Here is an 18,883-nt window from a genome sequence, read left to right as displayed (position 1 = left end):
CTAATCCAGACGCGCGACGCGGCGCCGCTTTCGTCTCGCCTTGATCGCGGCGATGCGATCGGTGTCTTTCGGCTGCAGATGCAGCCCGCGTTCGAGGATTTCGAGCGTGTATTCCTCATAGGTCAGGCCAAGCCGCTCGGCCTTTTCCATGCGCATCAGCATCACGTCACGGCTTGGCGCCTTCCACGCCTTGGCATGCGCTGCCTGCCAGGCCAGGAAGATGTAGGGATCGCCCCTGCCCCATGGCGGACCCTTGTAATCATCGAGCGGCGGTCCGCCATTGTCGGAGCGCTTGGGACGTCTTGCCACGATTTCAGCCCCTGACCAGCGCAACCAGATAGTCGGCCGGCTGCGGTCCGACGGCATGGAACGTGCAGTCCGACGGCGCGCCGAGCGCCAGGCAGTCGCCGGGCTCGAGACTATGCACCATATCACCCTCGGTGAACTCAAGTCGCCCGGAGATCAGCCACATCTGCTGCTTGATGAAGGCATAGGACGCCGCCGGGAAACTCACACTGGCGCCAGCCGGCAGTTGCACCCGGATCAATTCGAGCGGCGTGTCGGAAACCGGCGACAGATGCCGGCGGACATAGCCCGTACCGGGGTCGCGCCAAACCGGCTGCTCACTCTCGCGCAGCAGGCCGCCACCTTGCTGCTCGGCGCGTGCAATCAGCGTCGACAGCGTCATGCCGAAAGCAGCGGCGATGCGCACCAGCAGCGCGGCCGTCGGGCTGGTCATGCCGCGCTCGATAGTGCTGAGCATGGCTTTGGAGACGCCGGAGCGGTTCGCCAGGTCGGCCAACGACCAGTCCCGCAAGGCTCTTTCGGCGTGGATTCGTCTGCCTATCGTGGCCGACACGTCATTCGCTATATCAGTCATTCGTCCAATATATCGAATCTTCGGATTGGGGGAAGAGGACGGCCGGTTGAATTTTCGCTGACGGGTTAACCCCTGCTACACCATCCCGCATCACGCCACCTTAACCCCGTCTGTGTAGGATCGAGGCTCCACGGGAATGGGGATCGGATCGTATGTTTGTCGAGCGCGAAGCCTCCGTCGGCGAACCGACCTCGCAGGAGCGCCGCCGCGCAGAGCAGAGCGACAAGCGCATTCTCGGCAACGTCGTGCAGTGCGACGGTGCGCGCGCCACCATCAGCGCCTATGCCGACGACATCGAAGGCGCGGTCACCGGCCTGTGGACCGTCGGCAAGATGATCTCCATCAATCTCGGGACATCGCGCACCGTTGGTCTGGTCTACGAAATCGGCAAGTCGGATCGCGCCTGGAGCAATGAGGGACAAAACCCCATCGAGGTCAGCGTCGAGCTGATCGGCGAAGTGCGCGACGGCGCCGAACCGGGGGCCAAACCGGTGTTCGACCGCGGCATCACCACCTATCCTCATATCGGCGCCATAGCGCACCGCATCCGTACCCGTGACCTGCAGGCGGTCTACGATCTCGCCGGGCGTCATTCGATCACCATCGGCACGCTGTCGCAGGATGAGTCGATCGACGCCAACATCGCCATCGACGACACGCTGGCGCGCCATTTTGCCGTTGTCGGCACAACCGGCGTCGGCAAATCCACCGCCATCTCGCTGCTGCTGCGCAAATCGATCGCCGCCCGGCCCGATCTGCGAATCCTCATTCTCGATCCGCACAATGAATTCGCGGCATCCCTGCCTGAGTTCTGCGTCCGGGTCGATTCCAAGACGCTTGATCTGCCGTTCTGGATGTTCAGGCTCGAAGAATTCGCCGAAGTGCTGTTTCGCGGCCGAGAGGTCGTGCCGGAAGAAGTCGATGTCCTGCGCGACCTGATCCCCGCCGCCAAGAACCTCTATCGCAATCCCAATTCAGGCTCTTACGTGCGCCGCGGCAGCGATGCGCTGACCGCCGACACGCCGGTGCCCTACCGCATGGTCGATCTCATCAAGCAGATCGACGAGCGCATGGGCCTCCTGGAAAGCAAGAACGACCGCCCGACGCTGAAATCGCTGAAGACGCGCATCGAGTCCGCCGCGTCCGACCCGCGCTATCGCTTCATGTTCAATTCGCGGCTGATCGAGGACACGATCCACGAGACGATCGGCAATATTTTCCGTGTGCCGCATCATGGCCGCCCGGTGACCTGTTTCGAGATGGCCGGCATGCCGTCCGAAGTGGTCAACTCCGTCTGTTCGGTGCTGGCGCGCCTGGCCTTCGACCTTGCGCTGTGGAGCGAGGGCCGGCTGAAGCTTTTGCTGCTGTGCGAGGAAGCGCACCGCTATATGCCGGCCGATCCGCGCCTCGGCTTCGCGCCGACAAGGCATGCATTGTCGCGCATCGCCAAGGAAGGCCGCAAATATGGCTGCTATCTCGGCGTCGTCACCCAGCGCCCGGGTGAACTCGATCCGACCATCCTGTCGCAATGCTCGACCTTCTTCGCCATGCGGCTGGCCAACGAGCAGGACCAGGCAATCATCCGCTCGGCGATCGCCGATTCCTCCGCCTCGACGCTGGCCTTTCTGTCCTCCATGGGCCAGCGCGAAGCCATCGCCTTCGGTGAAGGCGTGGCGACGACCATGCGGCTGAAGTTCGAAAAACTGGCGGAGAACCTGATCCCCGGCACCGCCAAGCGAGAGCAGGACGAGTTCTCGCAGGACGGCAACGACGTCGATCTCGCCGCCATCGTCGAGCGGCTGCGCAACGTCCCGAAACCGCAGCAGCAGATGGCCTTCGCCGAAGCAGTGGATTCCGGCCGCCAGGCCGGCGATCCCGATTACCGCAAGCCGGCCACCGCCCAGCGCATCCAGCCCGACGACGATTTCGACCTGCGCTACGGCCTCAAGCCCACAACCTTTGGCATGCGCCCGCAGAACGATTGACCTTCAGCGTAGCGACTTTTTTGCCGGCCAATTGAGAAGCCGCCGGAGCGCCAGGGCTCGGCTTCGTTGGCCGCTTGGGTAAATCACGCCAGAAAATTCGTCAGGCTGAGTCGGTTGGTGTCGACTTCGAGAACCGGAGCGGAGCGGACATTGAGTCCGTGAGCACCGGCCTACGCCGGCCGTAGCCATAGCTGCCGCCACCACCTCATGAGTGCTTCGGCCGGCGAAGGCCGGAAGCGCAGAAGACGGCATCAAACGGCCAGCCTCACGGATTTAATGCCGGGATTTAGGCGCAGACGCGGTTGCGGCCTTGCCTCTTCGCCTCGTAGAGCTGGCGGTCGGCGCGGCGGTAGAATTCCTCGGCCGTTTCCTTCCGATCCCAGACGGCAAGACCGACGCTGGTGGTGATCTTGAGGCGGACATTGCCCGACAGCACCGACATGTTGGCAATCGCCTTGCGGATGCGTTCGGCGAACTTCCCCAACAACTCCGCGTCCATGTTGGGGGTGACAACGGCGAACTCTTCGCCGCCGAGCCGCGCCACCACGTCGTGATAGCGCGTCATGCCTTTGAGGCAATTGGCGACTGCCCTCAGCACCTCGTCGCCGACATCGTGGCCATGCGTGTCGTTGACCTGCTTGAAATGATCGAGGTCGAGGATCATCAGCCCGACGGGCTTTTCGATGCGGCGGAATTCCTCGAGATATTCCTTCAGCGCATCGTCGAAATAGCGCCGGTTCTGCATGCCGGTAAGGCCGTCGGTCAATGCCGCATGCTGCAGCGTTTCCGAGCGGGCGCTGAGCGAAACCGTCATGGCGCGCAGCTTGCCCTCTTCCGTCGCCTGCCTACGGATCAACGGGTAGATGAAGAACACGCCGAAGAACAGCGCTGTCGCCAGCAGCACCCCGGTGACAAACAGCAGCGTGTTGAGATAAGCGATCCTCTCGACCCGGGAAGTCGTATCGTGACCGACCGCGATGGACTGCAATTGACCATAGGCATAAAGCGTCACCAGGCCTGCGGCCAGGATCACGAAAATAAAGACGAAAAATGCGGATTCCGCCTTGTGGAAACGCATCTGCTCCCCGTTGGAAAAGTACCCCCCGGATCTATGGCATGCCGGCGCCTTACGGACGGTTAATCCAGACAACCGGAGCGGGAATGTTCATTCCTACTTCTGTTTCTTTAATTGTATTAGCAGCACGAAAATCAAATCACGGCTTGCAGGCCGTCGCCGGGCCGCAATCTCAGCCATTCCGGTCCCAGCTGATGGCGAAACCACGTCGTTTGCCGTTTGGCATATTGCCGCGTCGCTGCCTTGCAGCGCTCGATGGCCTGAGGAAAGCTGATGTCACCGGCCATGGCGGCCGAAAGTTCGCGAACGCCGATCGCCTTCATCGCCGGCAGCTCGGGATCGAGGCCAAGCGCCGCAAGCCGTTTGACCTCATCGAGCGCGCCGAGATCGAGCATGCGGTCGAACCTTGTTTCGATCCGCTCGACAAGGGCGGCGCGGTCCGGCTCGATAACGAAGAACCGAGCGCTGTCGCGGTCGATCAGCGGCCGGCCGCGTGCTGCCTGCCATTCGAGGATGGAGCGGCCGGATGCATCGAGCACCTCCAGCGCCCGCACGATGCGCTGGCCGTCGGTCGGCTTCAGCTGCATGGCGACCGCCGAATCCTCATGCATCAGGATGCGGTGCAGCTTGGCTGCGCCTTGCTCCTTTAACTCGTAGCGCCAGCGGTCGCGTACCTGCTGCGGAATGTCGGGCATTTCCGAAATGCCCTCGGCAAGTGCGCGAAAATAGAGCCCGGTGCCGCCGACGAAAATCACCGGACGTTCAAAGGCGGCGTCGTCGGGCTGTCGGGCGAGCGTGCCGTCATCGATCAGCTTCATCACGTCGCGCAGCCAGGCGCCGGTGGAATAGGCGGTGGAGGGATGCACGTGGCCATAGAGAAAGTGCGGCGCGCGGCCGAGTTCGGCGGCGCTCGGCCGCGCCGTCAGCACATCGAGCACCGAATAGCCCTGCATGGAATCGGTGTTGACGATGACGCCGCCCTTGCGCTCGGCGAGATCGAGCGCCAGCGCCGACTTGCCGCTGGCTGTCGGCCCGGCTATCAGGATCGCGTTCTTCACGCGGCCCTCGCCCGCCTGCCCGCCCTCGCCTAGCTGCTTGGAAGTCTCGATGCCGCTCATTGCCACGCTTGTGTCCCACCCCCTCCGCCGCGCGATGTCGGCCTCGCTTGCGAATATCGCCTCACGGTCGGTCGGTGCAAGCGCTGTTCGCTGGCTGGGCGATGGCGTCGCCTGCGACCTGGTGCTGCCCGAGGGGGCAGAAGCCGCCGAGGCAAGTGCCGCCTTGCGCACAGCACTTGGCTCCGAGCCGGTCGACGTGATCGTTCAGCAGGCCGAAAGCCGCCGCAAGACAATCCTGCTTGCCGATATGGATTCAACCATGATCGACCAGGAATGCATCGACGAACTCGCCGACGAGATCGGCGTCAAGGACCGCGTTGCCGCCATCACGGCACGCTCGATGAACGGCGAGATCGCTTTCGAGCCGGCGCTGCGTGAACGCGTGGCGCTGCTGAAAGGCCTCGATGCCGCCGTCGTCGGCCGCATCATCGCGAACCGCCTGACGCTGGCGTCGGGCGGCCGCGCCCTGGTGCGGACGATGCGCGCCAATGGCGCCTGGACGGCGCTTGTCTCGGGCGGCTTCGACGTCTTCACCAGCCGTGTCGCCGCCATGCTCGGCTTCCAGGAAAACCGTGCCAACCGCCTGATCGAGGAGAACGGGCGCTTTGCCGGCCTTGTCGCCGAGCCGATCCTCGGCCGTGCCGCCAAGGCCGATGCGCTGAACGATATCTCGGCCCGCCTCGGCCTGACCCCATTCGATGCGATTGCGGTCGGCGACGGCGCCAACGACCTCGACATGATCCGCCTGGCCGGCACCGGTGTCGCGCTCCACGCCAAGCCGGCCGTTGCTGCCGAAGCCAAGGTCCGCATCGACCATGGCGATCTCACCGCGCTGCTTTATCTCCAGGGCTACCGCCAGGAAGAGTTCGCCCAATGAAACCGATGCGCACCGAGCGACTGATCCTGCGCAACTGGGAAGACCGTGATCGCGAACTCTTCCACCGCATCAATTCGGACGAGCGGGTGATGGAGTTCTTTCCATTTCGCCGCGACCGCGCCGAGACGGATGCCAAGATGGACGAGTTTCAGGGCTGGATCGCCGAGGACGGCTTTGGTTTTGCCGCCGCCGAGATCGCCGCGACTGGGGAATGCATCGGTTTCGTCGGCCTCTTAAAGACCGATCACGTGCCGTCCCTGCCCTCCGATACGATCGAGATCGGCTGGCGGTTGGCGCCCGAGTTCTGGGGCAAGGGCTACGTCACCGAGGCAGCCGAGGCATGGCTTTCTTATGGCTTCGAGACGCTTGACCGGGACGAGATCGTCTCCTTCGCCGTCGCGGCCAACCGCCGCTCGACGGCCGTCATGGAGCGTCTTGGCATGAGCCCTGACCCGGCTCGCGATTTCGACCACCCATCCATCCCTGACAGCCACCCGCACCTCAAGCGGCATGTCCTCTACACCCTGTCGCGCAAGGACTGGCAGGCAAGAAAAAAGGGCGGCTAACTAGCCGCCCTTTTCATTTCGAAATCAGATCGTTGCAGGCCTGACCGGACTCAATCCATCCGGATCGTCACGAAGCGCAACTCGCCTGTCTTGGACGCCAGCATCAAGAGCGCATTCTTGCGGCCCTGCTCCTTCAGCGCGCCGATCCGGTCCATCACGTCCTTCGGGGTCGCGACCGATTCCTGGGCGATTTCGGTGATCACCTCGCCGGCCTGGATGCCGCGCTCGGCGGCGGCCGAATCCTTGGTGACGTCGGTGATGACGACGCCGGAGACGTCGGCCGCGATGCCGAATTTTTTCCGTGTGTCGTCATTGAGCTCGCCGACGGTCATGCCGAGCACCGAGGCCGTGGAGACCGCGGGCGCCTTGTCGCCGCCCTTGTCCTCATCGGTAGTGCCGTCCTCACCGGCAGCGACCTTCTCGCCGTCCTCAAGCCGGCCGAGCGTCACCTTCACCGTCTGCTCGACGCCCTTGCGCACGATGATCACGTCGACCGCCTTGCCGACCGGGCTTTCCGCCACGACGCGCGGCAGGTCGCGCATTTCATGGATGTCCTTGCCATCGAACTTGATGATGACGTCGCCGGCGAGAATTGTGCCGTTGTCGACCGGTCCGCCCTTGATGACGCCGGCCACCAGCGCGCCCTTGGCGGTCGCCATGCCGAGGCTCTCGGCGATGTCGTCGGTCACCGGCTGGATGCGCACGCCGAGCCAGCCGCGACGGGTCTCGCCGAACTGGCGCAGCTGGTCGACGACGCCCGAGGCAAGCTGCGAGGGGATTGAGAAACCGATGCCGATCGAGCCGCCCGACGGCGAGATGATCGCCGTGTTGATACCGATGACCTCGCCCAGGCTGTTGAACAGCGGCCCGCCGGAATTGCCGCGGTTGATGGCGGCGTCGGTCTGGATGAAGTCGTCATAGGGGCCGGAATTGATGTCGCGGTTGCGGGCCGAGACGATGCCGACCGTCACCGTGCCGCCAAGGCCGAACGGATTGCCGATCGCCATCACCCAGTCGCCGACGCGCATCTTGTTGGAATCGCCGAATTTCACCGCCGTCAGCTTGTGGCCCTTCGGGTCGACCTTGAGCACCGCCACGTCGGTCTTGGTGTCGGTGCCGACCAGCGTCGCCTTCAGCGTCACGCCGTCGGAGAAATTCACCTCGATATCGTCTGCATCGGCGATGACGTGGTTGTTGGTGACGACAATGCCTTGCTCGGCGTCGACTACGAAGCCGGAGCCCAGCGACTGCACCTTTTGCGCGCCGCCATCCTTGTCGCCGCCACGGTTCTTGAAGAAGTCGTCGAAGAAATCCTGGAACGGCGAACCCTCCGGCAGCTGCGGCATCGGCACCGCGCCCGGACCTTCCGTGCCCTTCACGGTCTGCGAGGTCGAGATGTTGACCACCGCACCGAGCAGGCCTTCGGCGAGGTCGGCAACCGAAGCCGGTCCGTCCGCGGCCACCGTCGGCGTCACGAAAGCCGGAACGGCAAGCGCGCCGACCATAAGTGCCGCAGCACCTGCGATGAACGTCCGCCGCGCCGCGCGCAGAAGGGTGTTGGATGTCATCGAAAGCCTCCCGGATTGCTGAAAAGAAAAAGCGCTTCGGCAAAACGCCGCGTCGCGTCATGTTGGCAAGAAATACGGCACGTTTGCGGCTATGGCCACATCAGGAGGAGAAATCCTCCGTTACACCTTCTAGAACGGTTGGCCGTCTCGCGGAAACGGCGAACCGTTCAATCTCTTTGCTTTTACGCAATTCCGGACGGAAACCGCTCACACTTTCCTGGAATTGCAGATCAGCGGTCCTCAGCCACGCACCAACCAGACGATGCCGACGCCGATGGCGATCGCCACCAGCCCGACGATGCGCAGCGCAATTTCCGGCGTCGACAGCACTTCGCCGGCAAGACGTTTGGCAAGGCCGGGAAAGCCGCCATAGACCAGGCCCTCGACAACGAGGACCAGGCCTATGGCCGCAAGGAAATCCTGCACCGCCCTACTGGGCGGGTGCAGGTTGTGCAGCCGGCGCGGCAGGTGCCGTCGCCGGCGCGGCAGGTGCCGTCGCCGGCGCGGCAGGTGCCGTCGCCGGCGCGGCAGGTGCCGTCGCCGGAGCCGCAGGTGTCGCCGGCTTCGCGTCCGTACCGTCCGGATTGCGGAAGAAGCGGAAGAACTCCGAGTTCGGCGAAAGCACCATCGTCGTCCCGGAGTTGTCCAGCGCCGTGCCATAGGCATTCATCGACCGGTAGAAGTCGAAGAACGCCGGATCGCGTTTGTAGGCGTCGGCAAAGGTCGCGCTGCGCTGGGCTTCACCTTCACCACGCAGGATTTCCGATTCCTTGCGCGCTTCGGCGACGATTTCCACCACTTCGCGGTCGGCGCGGGCGGTGATGCGCTGCGCGGCCTCTTTGCCGCGTGCCCTCAGCCGTTCGGCCTCGGCCAAACGTTCGGCCTTCATGCGGTCGAAGGTCTGCTGCGAAACCTCAGCCGTCAGATCGGTTCGGCGGATGCGCACATCCTCGATCTGCAGGCCGAGCGAGGTGGCGTCGGGCCGAAGCTGATCGCGCACTTCGCGCATCATCACGGCCCGCTCTTCCGAAAGCGCCGCCTCGAAGTCGCGCAGACCGTAGACACGGCGCAGCGCCGCATCGAGACGCGTCCTCAGTCGTGCTTCGGCCAGTGTGATCTGACCGGACACGGCTGAGCGGAACACGCGCGGATCCGAGATGCGGTACGCGATGAAAGCGTCGACCTCGTAGAACTTGCCGCCCGAAACCTGGACGCGGATGTTGTCGAGATCGAAGCGCAGCACCCTGTTTTCGATCAATTGCACGCTGTCGGCGTCGAAGAAGGCGAAAGGCGCCTTGAAATAGATGCCGGGTTCATTCTTCACGTCGACGATCTCGCCGAACCGCAGCACGAGCGCCTGCTGGCGCGCGTTGACCACGAAGACCGAGGAGTAGAGCAGGAACAGAAGCACGGCCGCGATGACCGCGATGATGGGAAGACGATTGGCCATCACTGGGCTCCTCCCGTGGTCGCAGGCGGCAGCGCCTTCGGCTGCAGTGCCGGCAGCGGCAGATAGGGAACGACCCCTTGCCCATTGCCCTGTTCGACGATGACCTTGTTGGAATCCTTCAGCACCTTCTCCATCGTTTCCAGATAAAGCCGCCGGCGCGTCACGTCGGGCGCCTTGGCGTATTCGTCATAGACCGAGATGAAGCGCTGCGCCTCACCTTCGGCTTCCTGGACGACACGGTTCTTGTAGGCTGCCGCGTCCTCGCGGATCTGCGCCGCGGCGCCACGCGCCTGGCCGAGCTTCTGGTTGGAATACTGGTTGGCCTGCTCGACGAACTTGTCTTCGTCCTGCTCGGCGCGCTGCACTTCGTCGAAGGCATCGGCAACTTCACGCGGCGGGGCCGCGTCCTCGATCGAAACCGCGTTGACATTCAGGCCGGCCTTGTAGCCGTCCAGCGTCGTCTGGATGATTTCACGCACCGACGCGGCGATGCCCTGACGGTCGTCGCGGAAGATGTCCTGCGCCGGTCGCCGGCCAACCGCTTCGCGCATGGCGCTCTCTGCGACCTGCTGCAGCATGCCTTCGGGATCGGAGACGTCGAACAGATAGGCCCGGGGATCGGAGACCTGATAGGCCACCGAAAACTGGACGTTGACGATGTTCTGGTCGCCGGTAAGCATCAGCCCCGACGAGTTGCCGCTCGTCGCGCCGCCACCACCGATATCGACGAGTTGTTCGGCGATGTTGGCCGTCTCGACGGTTTCGACCGGCCACCAATGGAAATGCAGACCCGGCTGCGACAGCTCCGCCTTCGGCTTGCCGAAGCGCAGCTCGACCGCAACCTCGTCCGGCTGCACGGTGTAGACCGCCTTGAACGCCCACAGCACGATCAGGGCCGCTGCGATCAGCGCAAAGACGGCCGGGCTGGCGCCGCCGCCACCGGGCAGCGCGCGCCGCAGCCGGTCCTGGCCGCGGCGGATGATGTCTTCGAGATCGGGAGGTGACCCCGGCGGGCCGCTAGGCCCCTTCGGTCCCTGCCCCCAGGGTCCCTGATTGTTGCCGCCGCCGCCCCATGGGCCGCCGCCGCCGCTCTTGTCGTTCCAGGGCATGAATGTCCTTTCGCTTGGGATTCCCTCAGCGCCGACGTTGCGGCGCAAAATCCAGTTGTTCTTCTATAGGGACGCAGCGATGCGCTTTCAACGCGATCCGCTGCCGAGCATGTCCGTTTTGGACGTTCGCGACCCTTTTATCGTCTCAATGCACGCCGCGGCGTCGCTCGTAAACCGAATAGCGCGTCGCATGGCTGTCCTTTTCACCGGCCGGAACGTCCTGAGCGCTGACAAGGCGCCACAAATCCGGATCGATGTCGGGAAAATGCGCGTCGCCATCCACCGCCGCCAGCACATGGGTGACGTGCAGCCGGTCTGCCAGCGGCAGCGCCTGCGCATAGATCTCGCCGCCGCCGATGATGCAGATTTCGTCGACGCCGGCCATGCAACGCCCGCGCACCGTGGCCAGCTGGATCGCTGCCTCCAGCGAGTGCGCCACCTCTATGCCCTCGGCGCGCCAGGCCTTGTCGCGGGTCACCACGATGTTCAATCGGCCCGGCAGCGGCCGGCCGATGCCTTCATAAGTCTTGCGGCCCATGATGACGGGCTTGCCCATCGTATCGGCCTTGAAGCGCTTGAGATCGGTGGACAGCCGCCACGGTAAGCCGCCGTCGCGCCCGATGACGCCGTTCTGCGCAATGGCGACATAGATCGCGACGTCCATCAGTTGGCTCCCCCGGCGCCGTCATCCGACGGCTCCAAAAGCAATATGTCGATGTTGTGCTCGGGATAGAGATCCTGCGCCGCCGTCTCGAAGGTCGTCGGCCCGACCTTCTTGACATTGTCGCCGCAAAACGAGATCAGCGCTTTCGGATTGCCCTTGTCGACGGTTAGCTTGAACTTGCCGATGCTGCCATTGGCCCAGTTGCCGCCGGTGGTCAGGATATAGGCTATGCGGTTCTCGTAAAAATGCGGATAACCGTCGGCCTTGGCGGCCTGCCGCACCGCATTCTCGAAGCTGTCGTCCATGCAGTAGCGGGTCTTGTAGGTCGTGTACTGGCTGCCCTCGGTGAACTTGCCGCCATAGAAGAAACTCACCGATGACGTGCCGCCGACGCTCGGTTTGTAGCGGTGCGAGACGTGGACATCCTTGTTGGCCGGAAATATCGCGCGCCACCAATAGGTCGAGCGCAACTGCCACCACGGCGTATAGACCTTGTTCGCCTCGGTACCGTCGCTGCCCGTATCCTCGATGATGATGCCGCGGTTTTCCCAATCCTCGGCGACCGTTTTCGGCAGCTTCGCCAGGGCCGCCTTGGCCGCATCGCCGAACGGATTGAACGGCACGTTCTGCGCCTTCAGATCGGCGCCGATATCGATGCCGACAGCGAACACTTTCTGCTCGAGCTGCGGCTTTGCCGGCGCTCCGTCGATCGTCACCTCGAAGCCAAGGAAATTGTCGCTCTGGTTTTCCGGGATGGCCGGCATTTCCTCCGGATTGCCTTCGATGTCCGGCAGCGGAAAAGCGACGATGGCATTTACATCCTTGTCGGTGTTGTTGTGGAAGACGTAGTCGACCGTGATCTTTTCCGGCGAGATATAGAGATCCTCGCTTTGCATCGACACCGCGTCGCTACGCGACAGGATCAGGCCACCTGTGCCGAGTTCGGCGGTCGTATCATTGGCCAGCGCGGGCACGGCAAAAAGCGCCAGCGCTACGGACAGAACATATTGCAACATCGAAGCCCCTCGCCAAGAATGCCGCGACCCTAGCCGTTTCAATGTGGCGTTTCAAAGCCTTCCGTCTCCCAGCAGGACGCCACAGTGTCTGGACACGCCAATCGGCGGTCTGGACTAACAGGTTTCGATCGGGCAGGAGTTCGCGTCATGCGCAAGCTTCTCGTCATCGGCATCGGCGCCGGCAATCCCGACCATATGACCGTGCAGGCCATATCAGGCCTAAACCGGGCGGACGTCCTGTTTATCCCCGACAAGGGGGCGAAGAAGAACGACCTTGCCGAATTGCGCCGCCATATCTGCGACCGTTTCGTCAGCAATCCGAAATCGCGCCGCGTCGAGTTCGACGTGCCGGTGCGCGCCGAGCCGGCGCCTTCCTATCGCTCGACCGTCGATGACTGGCACGAGGCCATCGCCCAGATCTATGAGAGCCTAGTCCGCGACGAACTTGCCGAGGACGGCTGCGGCGCCTTCCTGATCTGGGGCGACCCCTCGCTCTATGACAGCGCGCTACGCATCCTCGCGCGCGTACGACTGAGGGGCAATGTCGCATTCGAACTGGAGGTCATTCCCGGCATCACCGCCGTCCAGGCGCTAGCCGCCGGCCACAAGATGGCGCTGAACCGCATCGGCGACCCCGTGCTGATCACCACCGGCCGCCGCCTCGCCGAACAAGGCATGCCGCACAATGCCGGCAGCGCCGTGGTCATGCTCGACGGCAAATGCGCCTTCAACACGCTGGCAGACAAGGATCTGATCATCCATTGGGGCGCCTATCTCGGCACACCGGACGAGATCATCGTTTCCGGTCGCCTGGGTGATGTCGGCGAGGAGATTGAGAGGACGAGAGAAGAAGCCCGGAAAAGAAAGGGCTGGATCATGGACACCTATCTGCTGCGTAAAGCAGGAGAGCCCGAGGAATAGCGCGCTCAAAGGTCGAGTTCCTTCGCGCCCCCTCTGTCCTGCCGGACATCTCCCCCTCTAGTGGGGAGATTGGCCGTCACGGAGGATTTCGCCAATCGCCTAACAGATTAGCGCCCGTCTACGGGCTAGCTGATCTCCCCCCTTGCGGGGGAGATGTCCGGCAGGACAGAGGGGGGTGTGACGGATCGCAAGCTTCAACCCTCACCCAGCATCGATCTCCGCCTGCAAGGCGTCCATATGCGTGGCCGCCGCTGCCGCCGCAGCGCGCTCGATAGCGCGAAAACGGCTGACAACTGCAAGGCCAACTGAGGTCAGCTGTGCGCCGCCACCCTTTTTGCCGCCGGTCTGCGCCGCGACCAGTGGCTTGCCGAACACACGGTTCATATCTTCCACCAGATCCCAGGCGTGCTTGTAGGACATCTCCATGCCGCGTGCCGCAGCCGAGATCGAGCCGAAAGTGGCGATCTGCTCCAGCAATTCGATCTTGCCCGGACCTATGCGCCCGTCCGGATCGAGATTTATCCGCAGGCTCAGCGACGGCATCTCTTGTCCTCCACGGTCACACTAGCCCCTCTCGACCCATAGCGCTATTCCAAAACGATATAGCGGCTATCAGCCATCCGCTTCGGCCGGCAGCCCGGCGCCGGTGTTGGCACGGTCGAAACTGACCGTCTTGATCACCGCGAACACCTTGCCGCCGAGTTGAAGGTTCAGTACCTGCCTGGATTGTTCGGTGATGCGCGCAAGCACGGTTGCGCCATTGCAGTCGATGCCGATTTCGACCGTCGGCCCCTCGCCCGAGCCGATTGCGACGATGGCGCCCGGCAGGATGTTGAGCGCACTGAGACCTTTCGGCTGTTCGGTGGCGATCATCACGTCGCGGGCGCGGATTCGGATGCGCACAGGCGCGCCGACCGAGACCGCCAATTGCGGCACCCGGATTTCCCCCGCCGCCGAGCCGAGCACGGTCATCCCGAAGATCTCGTCATGGCGCAGCACCTTGGTGTCGAGAACCGCGCCGCCCTCGCCGCGTTCCTCCGTCGGCAGCAATTCGAGCCGTTGCATGATCGCGCCGGTCGGGCCTGAGGCAGCGACCTTGCCTTGCGCCATCACCACCACGTCGCTGGCCAGCCGCGCCACCTCGGCGACGGAGTGGCTGACATAGACGATGGGCAGCTTGGTCTCGTCGCGCAGCCGCTCGATATAGGGCAGGATCTCGGCTTTGCGCGCATCGTCGAGCGAGGCCAGCGGCTCGTCCATCAACAGCAGTTTCGGGCTGGCAAGCAGCGCCCGGCCGATCGCCACGCGCTGCTTCTCGCCGCCCGAGAGCTTTGCCGGTCGCCGGTCGAGCAGAGGACCGATGCCGAGCAGTTCGACGACCGCGTCGACATCCGCATAGCGCTCCGCCGGTGGCGTGAACCAGCGGCCATAGCGCAGATTGCCGGCCACGCTCATATGCGGAAACAGCCGCGCGTCCTGGAACACCATGCCGATCCGGCGCTTGTGCTTCGGCACGAAAATGCCGGCATCGGTGTCGACCAGCACACAGCCGTCGACCGCGATACGGCCCTTGGTCGGCCGGATCAGGCCGGCGATCACGTTGATCAGCGTCGTCTTGCCGGAGCCCGATGGCCCGAACAGCGCCGTCAGCCGCCCGGCGCTTTCGAAACGCGCGTCGACGGCGAAACCGCCGAGCCGATGGCTGATGTCCACCAGCACGCTCATTCGATGTCCATCCGCCGGCCGACGCGCCGCGCCAGCACTTCCGAGGCGACCAATGCGGCCATCGAGATGACGATGGAGATCAGCGTCAGCCTGAGCGCCCCGTCATCGCCGCCAGGCACCTGCGTGAAGGTGTAGATCGCCGAAGGCAGCGTCTGCGTCTCGTTGGGAATGTTGGAGACGAAGGTGATGGTGGCGCCGAACTCGCCCATCGCCTTGGCGAAGGACAGGATCGAGCCGGCGATCAGCCCGGGCAGGATCAGCGGCAGCGTGATGGTGGCGAAGACCCAAATCGGGTTGGCGCCGAGCGTTCCCGCCGCTGCCTCCATTTTGCGGTCGACCGCCTCGATCGACAGCCGGATCGCCCGCACCATCAGGGGAAAGCCCATGATACCGCAGGCCAGTGCGGCGCCGGTCCAGCGAAACGAGAAGACGATGCCGAAATGCTCGGCCAGGAACGCTCCCGCCGGCCCGCGCCGGCCGAAGGTAAGCAGCAAGAGATAACCTGTCACCACCGGCGGCAGGATCAACGGCAGGTGAACCACACCGTTGAGCAGCGTCTTGCCCCAGAATTTTCCGCGGGCCAGCAAAAGCGCCATCAAGATGCCGGGCGGCAGGCTGAACAGCATCGCCACCGTCGCCACCTTGATCGACAGCCGGACCGCATTCCATTCGTCGGGAGTAAGGTCCAGCAGCCAGTTCATGCGTCAGCCGCTACCTTAATTGCTCGGCGTGAGCACGGTGAAACCCTGATCCCTAAACAGCTCCACCGCCTTGGCGGACTGCAGGCACTTCAGGAAAGCCGGGGTATCCTTGTCCTTCGAATCGGTGGTCTGGGCAACCGGATAGATGATCGGCGGGTGCGAATCCTCCGGGAAGGTGCCGACCACCTTGACTCCCTTGTCGGCATGCGCGTCGGTGGCATAGACGATGCCCAGCGCGGCCTCGCCCGTTGAAACCAGCTTCAGCGCGGCGCGCACATTCTCGGCCTGCGCCACCTTGCCTTCGACCGACGACCAGACGCCGAGCGATTCAAGTGCCGCCTTGCCATACTTGCCGGCCGGCACCGCCTTGACGTCGCCCATGGCGAGCTTGCCGTCGCTGATCAGCTTGGCGAGGTCGAAGCCTTTCTCGATCCTGGTTTCGACCTTGGAATCCTTCGGCGCCACCAGCACGATCTGGTTGCGGAGCAGTTTCACCTCGGTGTCCGGCTTGGTCAGTTTCTTGTCGGAGAGATATTTCATCCAGTCGAGGTCGGCCGAGATGAACACATCGGCGGGCGCCCCGCTTTCGATCTGCTTGGCCAGCGCCGAGCTCGCGGCGTAGGAGACGGTCGCCGCTTCACCGACATCGGCTTCGCAGGCCTTGGTGACGGCGTCGAGCCCGTCCTTGAGGCTGGCTGCGGCAAACACGATCACCTTGTCTCCCGCGTGAGCCGCCGGCATCACGGCCATCAGAGCTACGGCAAAGCCGCCAATCGCGATCGCCCTCAAACCAAAACCTTTGTGCCCCAACATGAAAACTCTCCCTGGGCTTGAAATCTGCTGGCTCGACTCCTGCCGACCGATATATCTGGATGAATATAACAAGGGAAGGCCGCCTCCTGCGAAAGCGTATGTTCGGCATCGATTGTTCTGGTTTGGACGTGCACCGAAACCCGGAAAGGAACTTCGATGAAGATCAGCGCCCGCAACATCCTCAAGGGAACGATCGTCGAGATCGTCAAAGCACCTCGCCTGTCCGCGGTGATGTCGCCGGCTCCGTCGTCACGCTTCGATCACCAACGAGGCCGTTGCCGATCTCAAGCTCGAAAAAGGCAAGCAGCCTATGCCATGATCAAGGCAACCGACGTCATGGTCGACATCGATTGAGGGTCGGAATTGATTGACGGTGGACGGATCAGACCGCGATCGGCGCCTTGATCGACGCGTCGGCAAAATAGTTTTCCAGCCGGAAATCCTCGAAGCGGAAGGCGAACAGGTCCTTCACCTCCGGATTGATCCACAGCGTCGGCAGCGCCTTGGGTGTGCGCCGCAATTGCTCGCGCGCCTGCTCGAAATGGTTGGAATAGAGATGCGCATCGCCCAGCGTATGGACGAACTCGCCGGGCTTCAGCCCGGTCACCTGCGCCACCATCAAGGTCAGCAGCGCGTAGGAAGCGATGTTGAAGGGTACGCCGAGAAAAATGTCGGCCGAGCGCTGGTAGAGCTGGCAGGACAGCTTGCCCTCCGAGACGTAGAACTGGAACAGGCAGTGGCACGGTGGCAGCGCCATCGCCTCCACTTCGGCCGGGTTCCACGCCGAAACGATCAGCCGGCGTGAATTCGGATTCCTGCGTATCTCCTTCAGAACATTGGCAATCTGGTCGATCGACCCGCCATGGCCATCCGGCCAGGAGCGCCACTGCTTGCCATAGACAGGGCCGAGGTCGCCATTCTCGTCGGCCCACTCGTCCCAGATCGAAACGCCATGATCTCTAAGGTATTTGATGTTGGTGTCGCCGGCCAGGAACCACAGGAGTTCATGGATGATCGACTTCAGATGCAGCTTCTTGGTCGTGGTGATGGGAAAGCCGTGCGACAGGTCGAAGCGCATCTGGTAGCCGAACACCCCACGCGTGCCGGTGCCCGTGCGGTCGCCACGATCGGCGCCATTGTCCAGCACATGCTGCAAAAGGTCGAGATACTGGCGCATCGGCTTCGCCTCGATTCGGGATTGTCGGCATCATAGCCGACTGGCCGCCGGCCGAACACAGCAAAAGGACCAGAACGCGGCTTGCCCCATCACTCTTCAAGGGTTAGCGCTGCCCCTCACCTGCCTGCCGGCATCCTCTCCCCGTATAGGGACGTGGAGAGGGGCGCTGTGATCAGCGGTTTCGCCAATCACAAGCGTTCGAGAGAGAGAGAGAGAGAGAGAGAGCCAAGGCTGCGGTCAGCCCTTTCTCCCCGTCACTATACGGGGAGAAATGCCCGGCAGGCAATGTGGGGCGGTGCTGACCTCCGGTGAGGAGCAAAATCAAACGCGCGCTCTGCCTATCGGCAATAATCTCTACAAAGAGCCGAGCTTGCCCAGATTCTTGGCGACCAGATAGTAGAAAGTCACGCGGCTCTTGAAGCTGTCGGCGGCCAACGCCTTGCAGGTCTTCTCGATCGCTGAGTCGGCTTTCGCCCCGTCGGTCACGCCGAGTTTCTTGGCAACCCAGTTGGTCTTGACGCGCTCCAATTCCTTGGGGTCGGTGCAGGATACCAGCGAGGAATCGCGGTTGCGCAGCGCGATGCCCAGATGTTTCACAATCTTGGCAACCACATCGGCATTTGCGGCGGCGTCGTATTTCTTCACGTCTGCGAGATAATCGGCCATCAAATTTCCCCATGTCGGCGCCACGGGATCCGATCGATGAGGGCTGTGGCGCGCTGCCGCAACTTGTGCGCTCGGTCGATACTCCTCACCATCGCAAAGCTTCGGTTGAGACCGCGCGCGAGTCAACCCTCGGCGCCGCAGTTTGGTGCGGCCAAGAAGTGTCATTGCGGCCTTTCATTTTGTGCGCCCGCCCCCTATATTCGTTTTGTCGGCTTGACCGACTATGGCGATAAATGGGCGATGTAATAAGCCGTTCGGACCCGGGGGCGGTACCCGGCGCCTCCACCAAGAACCGCTCTGTGATCAGAGCGGCTGTTGCTGGGGGCGAAATAGGATCGACGAAGGTGTAAAGATCGTACTTTTGCCCGGCATGGTACCACCGTCATCGGGCTAAACCTGTAGTTGCAAATGACAACTATGCGGAAGCACGTCTCGCCGCGTAAGCGGTGCGATAGCTTCAAATCAAGCCCTAGAGGTTCGCACTTCTAGGCGGGGTTCGGAGGTACCTGGCAACAGAAACCTCCACTTCTCCCCCTCGACATCGTTCTCGCAACGCCGGCTGCCGCTGGCCG

Annotated in this window: 20 protein-coding genes, 1 other RNA gene and 1 pseudogene; 6 read left to right on the top strand and 16 right to left on the bottom strand. The window is 63.2% G+C overall.

Annotation, left to right across the window (positions count from 1 at the left end; translation table 11 throughout):
• Positions 1–309 carry a hypothetical protein gene (locus tag NLY33_RS16190; RefSeq protein WP_023668340.1) on the bottom strand — a complete coding sequence of 103 codons (309 nt, stop codon included), beginning with the start codon at positions 307–309 and terminating at the stop codon, positions 1–3.
• A 4-nt stretch (positions 310–313) separates the two neighbouring features.
• Positions 314–880 (bottom strand): helix-turn-helix domain-containing protein, encoded by a 567-nt coding sequence (locus tag NLY33_RS16185; RefSeq protein ID WP_023707732.1) that lies wholly within the window; start codon positions 878–880, stop codon positions 314–316.
• A gap of 152 nt (positions 881–1,032) precedes the next feature.
• On the opposite strand from NLY33_RS16185, the gene NLY33_RS16180 reads away from it, so the two are divergent.
• The gene (locus tag NLY33_RS16180; RefSeq protein ID WP_023707731.1) at positions 1,033–2,865 is read left to right on the top strand and encodes an ATP-binding protein; all 1,833 of its coding nucleotides are present in this window, start codon (positions 1,033–1,035) and stop codon (positions 2,863–2,865) included.
• A 286-nt stretch (positions 2,866–3,151) separates the two neighbouring features.
• Here NLY33_RS16180 and NLY33_RS16175 read toward each other — a convergent pair whose 3' ends face one another.
• Complete coding sequence (locus NLY33_RS16175; RefSeq protein ID WP_023690907.1) at positions 3,152–3,943, bottom strand: GGDEF domain-containing protein; 792 nt, start codon at positions 3,941–3,943, stop codon at positions 3,152–3,154.
• A gap of 131 nt (positions 3,944–4,074) precedes the next feature.
• A complete protein-coding gene (gene miaA / locus NLY33_RS16170; RefSeq protein WP_023705523.1) occupies positions 4,075–5,058 on the bottom strand; it encodes a tRNA (adenosine(37)-N6)-dimethylallyltransferase MiaA in 984 nt (327 codons plus the stop codon).
• On the opposite strand from miaA, the gene serB reads away from it, so the two are divergent.
• Positions 5,048–5,935: a phosphoserine phosphatase SerB gene (gene serB, locus NLY33_RS16165; RefSeq protein WP_023705524.1), complete on the top strand. Its 888-nt coding sequence runs from the start codon at positions 5,048–5,050 to the stop codon at positions 5,933–5,935. The two genes, miaA and serB, sit on opposite strands and share 11 nt — an antisense overlap.
• Complete coding sequence (locus tag NLY33_RS16160; protein WP_023707730.1) at positions 5,932–6,501, top strand: GNAT family N-acetyltransferase; 570 nt, start codon at positions 5,932–5,934, stop codon at positions 6,499–6,501. Before serB ends, NLY33_RS16160 begins: the two co-directional genes overlap by 4 nt.
• A 50-nt stretch (positions 6,502–6,551) precedes the next feature.
• Here the strand turns inward: NLY33_RS16160 and NLY33_RS16155 are convergent, their stop codons facing one another.
• The 6 genes from NLY33_RS16155 to NLY33_RS16130 form a co-directional block, all read right to left on the bottom strand.
• Positions 6,552–8,069: a DegQ family serine endoprotease gene (locus NLY33_RS16155; RefSeq protein ID WP_023682088.1), complete on the bottom strand. Its 1,518-nt coding sequence runs from the start codon at positions 8,067–8,069 to the stop codon at positions 6,552–6,554.
• Positions 8,070–8,309: 240 nt separating this feature from the next.
• Positions 8,310–8,495: a DUF2065 domain-containing protein gene (locus NLY33_RS16150; protein WP_023668333.1), complete on the bottom strand. Its 186-nt coding sequence runs from the start codon at positions 8,493–8,495 to the stop codon at positions 8,310–8,312.
• Positions 8,496–8,499: 4 nt separating this feature from the next.
• Positions 8,500–9,519 (bottom strand): protease modulator HflC, encoded by a 1,020-nt coding sequence (hflC, locus tag NLY33_RS16145; protein WP_286438801.1) that lies wholly within the window; start codon positions 9,517–9,519, stop codon positions 8,500–8,502.
• Entirely contained in the window at positions 9,519–10,628 is a 1,110-nt protein-coding gene (hflK, locus tag NLY33_RS16140) for an FtsH protease activity modulator HflK (RefSeq protein ID WP_023667407.1), read from the bottom strand. The genes hflC and hflK overlap by 1 nt, the downstream gene beginning before the upstream one ends.
• A 145-nt stretch (positions 10,629–10,773) precedes the next feature.
• Entirely contained in the window at positions 10,774–11,292 is a 519-nt protein-coding gene (locus tag NLY33_RS16135) for a dihydrofolate reductase (RefSeq protein ID WP_023667408.1), read from the bottom strand.
• The gene (locus NLY33_RS16130; RefSeq protein ID WP_023667409.1) at positions 11,292–12,308 is read right to left on the bottom strand and encodes a DUF4424 domain-containing protein; all 1,017 of its coding nucleotides are present in this window, start codon (positions 12,306–12,308) and stop codon (positions 11,292–11,294) included. Before NLY33_RS16130 ends, NLY33_RS16135 begins: the two co-directional genes overlap by 1 nt.
• Positions 12,309–12,455: 147 nt before the next feature.
• Here NLY33_RS16130 and cobF point away from each other — a divergent pair, with 147 nt between their 5' ends.
• Positions 12,456–13,229, top strand: coding sequence for a precorrin-6A synthase (deacetylating) (cobF, locus tag NLY33_RS16125; RefSeq protein ID WP_023667410.1), 774 nt, complete (start codon positions 12,456–12,458; stop codon positions 13,227–13,229).
• 201 nt (positions 13,230–13,430) lie between these two features.
• Here the strand turns inward: cobF and NLY33_RS16120 are convergent, their stop codons facing one another.
• The 4 genes from NLY33_RS16120 to modA form a co-directional block, all read right to left on the bottom strand.
• The gene (locus tag NLY33_RS16120) at positions 13,431–13,772 is read right to left on the bottom strand and encodes a winged helix-turn-helix domain-containing protein (RefSeq protein ID WP_023667411.1); all 342 of its coding nucleotides are present in this window, start codon (positions 13,770–13,772) and stop codon (positions 13,431–13,433) included.
• A 69-nt stretch (positions 13,773–13,841) separates the two neighbouring features.
• Positions 13,842–14,954: a molybdenum ABC transporter ATP-binding protein gene (gene modC, locus NLY33_RS16115; protein ID WP_023667412.1), complete on the bottom strand. Its 1,113-nt coding sequence runs from the start codon at positions 14,952–14,954 to the stop codon at positions 13,842–13,844.
• Positions 14,951–15,655 carry a molybdate ABC transporter permease subunit gene (gene modB, locus NLY33_RS16110; RefSeq protein ID WP_023667413.1) on the bottom strand — a complete coding sequence of 235 codons (705 nt, stop codon included), beginning with the start codon at positions 15,653–15,655 and terminating at the stop codon, positions 14,951–14,953. The genes modC and modB overlap by 4 nt, the downstream gene beginning before the upstream one ends.
• Before the next feature lie 15 nt (positions 15,656–15,670).
• Positions 15,671–16,465: a molybdate ABC transporter substrate-binding protein gene (gene modA / locus NLY33_RS16105; protein WP_156932598.1), complete on the bottom strand. Its 795-nt coding sequence runs from the start codon at positions 16,463–16,465 to the stop codon at positions 15,671–15,673.
• A gap of 159 nt (positions 16,466–16,624) precedes the next feature.
• Between modA and NLY33_RS16100 the strand changes: the two are divergent.
• Positions 16,625–16,822: pseudogene (locus NLY33_RS16100) on the top strand (TOBE domain-containing protein).
• Positions 16,823–16,850: 28 nt separating this feature from the next.
• Here the strand turns inward: NLY33_RS16100 and NLY33_RS16095 are convergent.
• Positions 16,851–17,645, bottom strand: coding sequence for a thymidylate synthase (locus NLY33_RS16095; protein WP_023667415.1), 795 nt, complete (start codon positions 17,643–17,645; stop codon positions 16,851–16,853).
• A 354-nt stretch (positions 17,646–17,999) separates the two neighbouring features.
• Positions 18,000–18,311: a DUF2853 family protein gene (locus NLY33_RS16090; protein ID WP_023667416.1), complete on the bottom strand. Its 312-nt coding sequence runs from the start codon at positions 18,309–18,311 to the stop codon at positions 18,000–18,002.
• A gap of 168 nt (positions 18,312–18,479) precedes the next feature.
• Here NLY33_RS16090 and ssrA point away from each other — a divergent pair.
• Positions 18,480–18,838, top strand: a transfer-messenger RNA (tmRNA) gene (gene ssrA / locus NLY33_RS16085).
• Positions 18,839–18,883 lie beyond the last annotated feature (45 nt).

Source organism: Mesorhizobium sp. C432A (genome assembly GCF_030323145.1).
Lineage (GTDB): Bacteria > Pseudomonadota > Alphaproteobacteria > Rhizobiales > Rhizobiaceae > Mesorhizobium.
The sequence above is the reverse complement of the archived record's forward strand: the minus strand, read 5'-3'. Positions and strand labels throughout refer to the sequence as shown.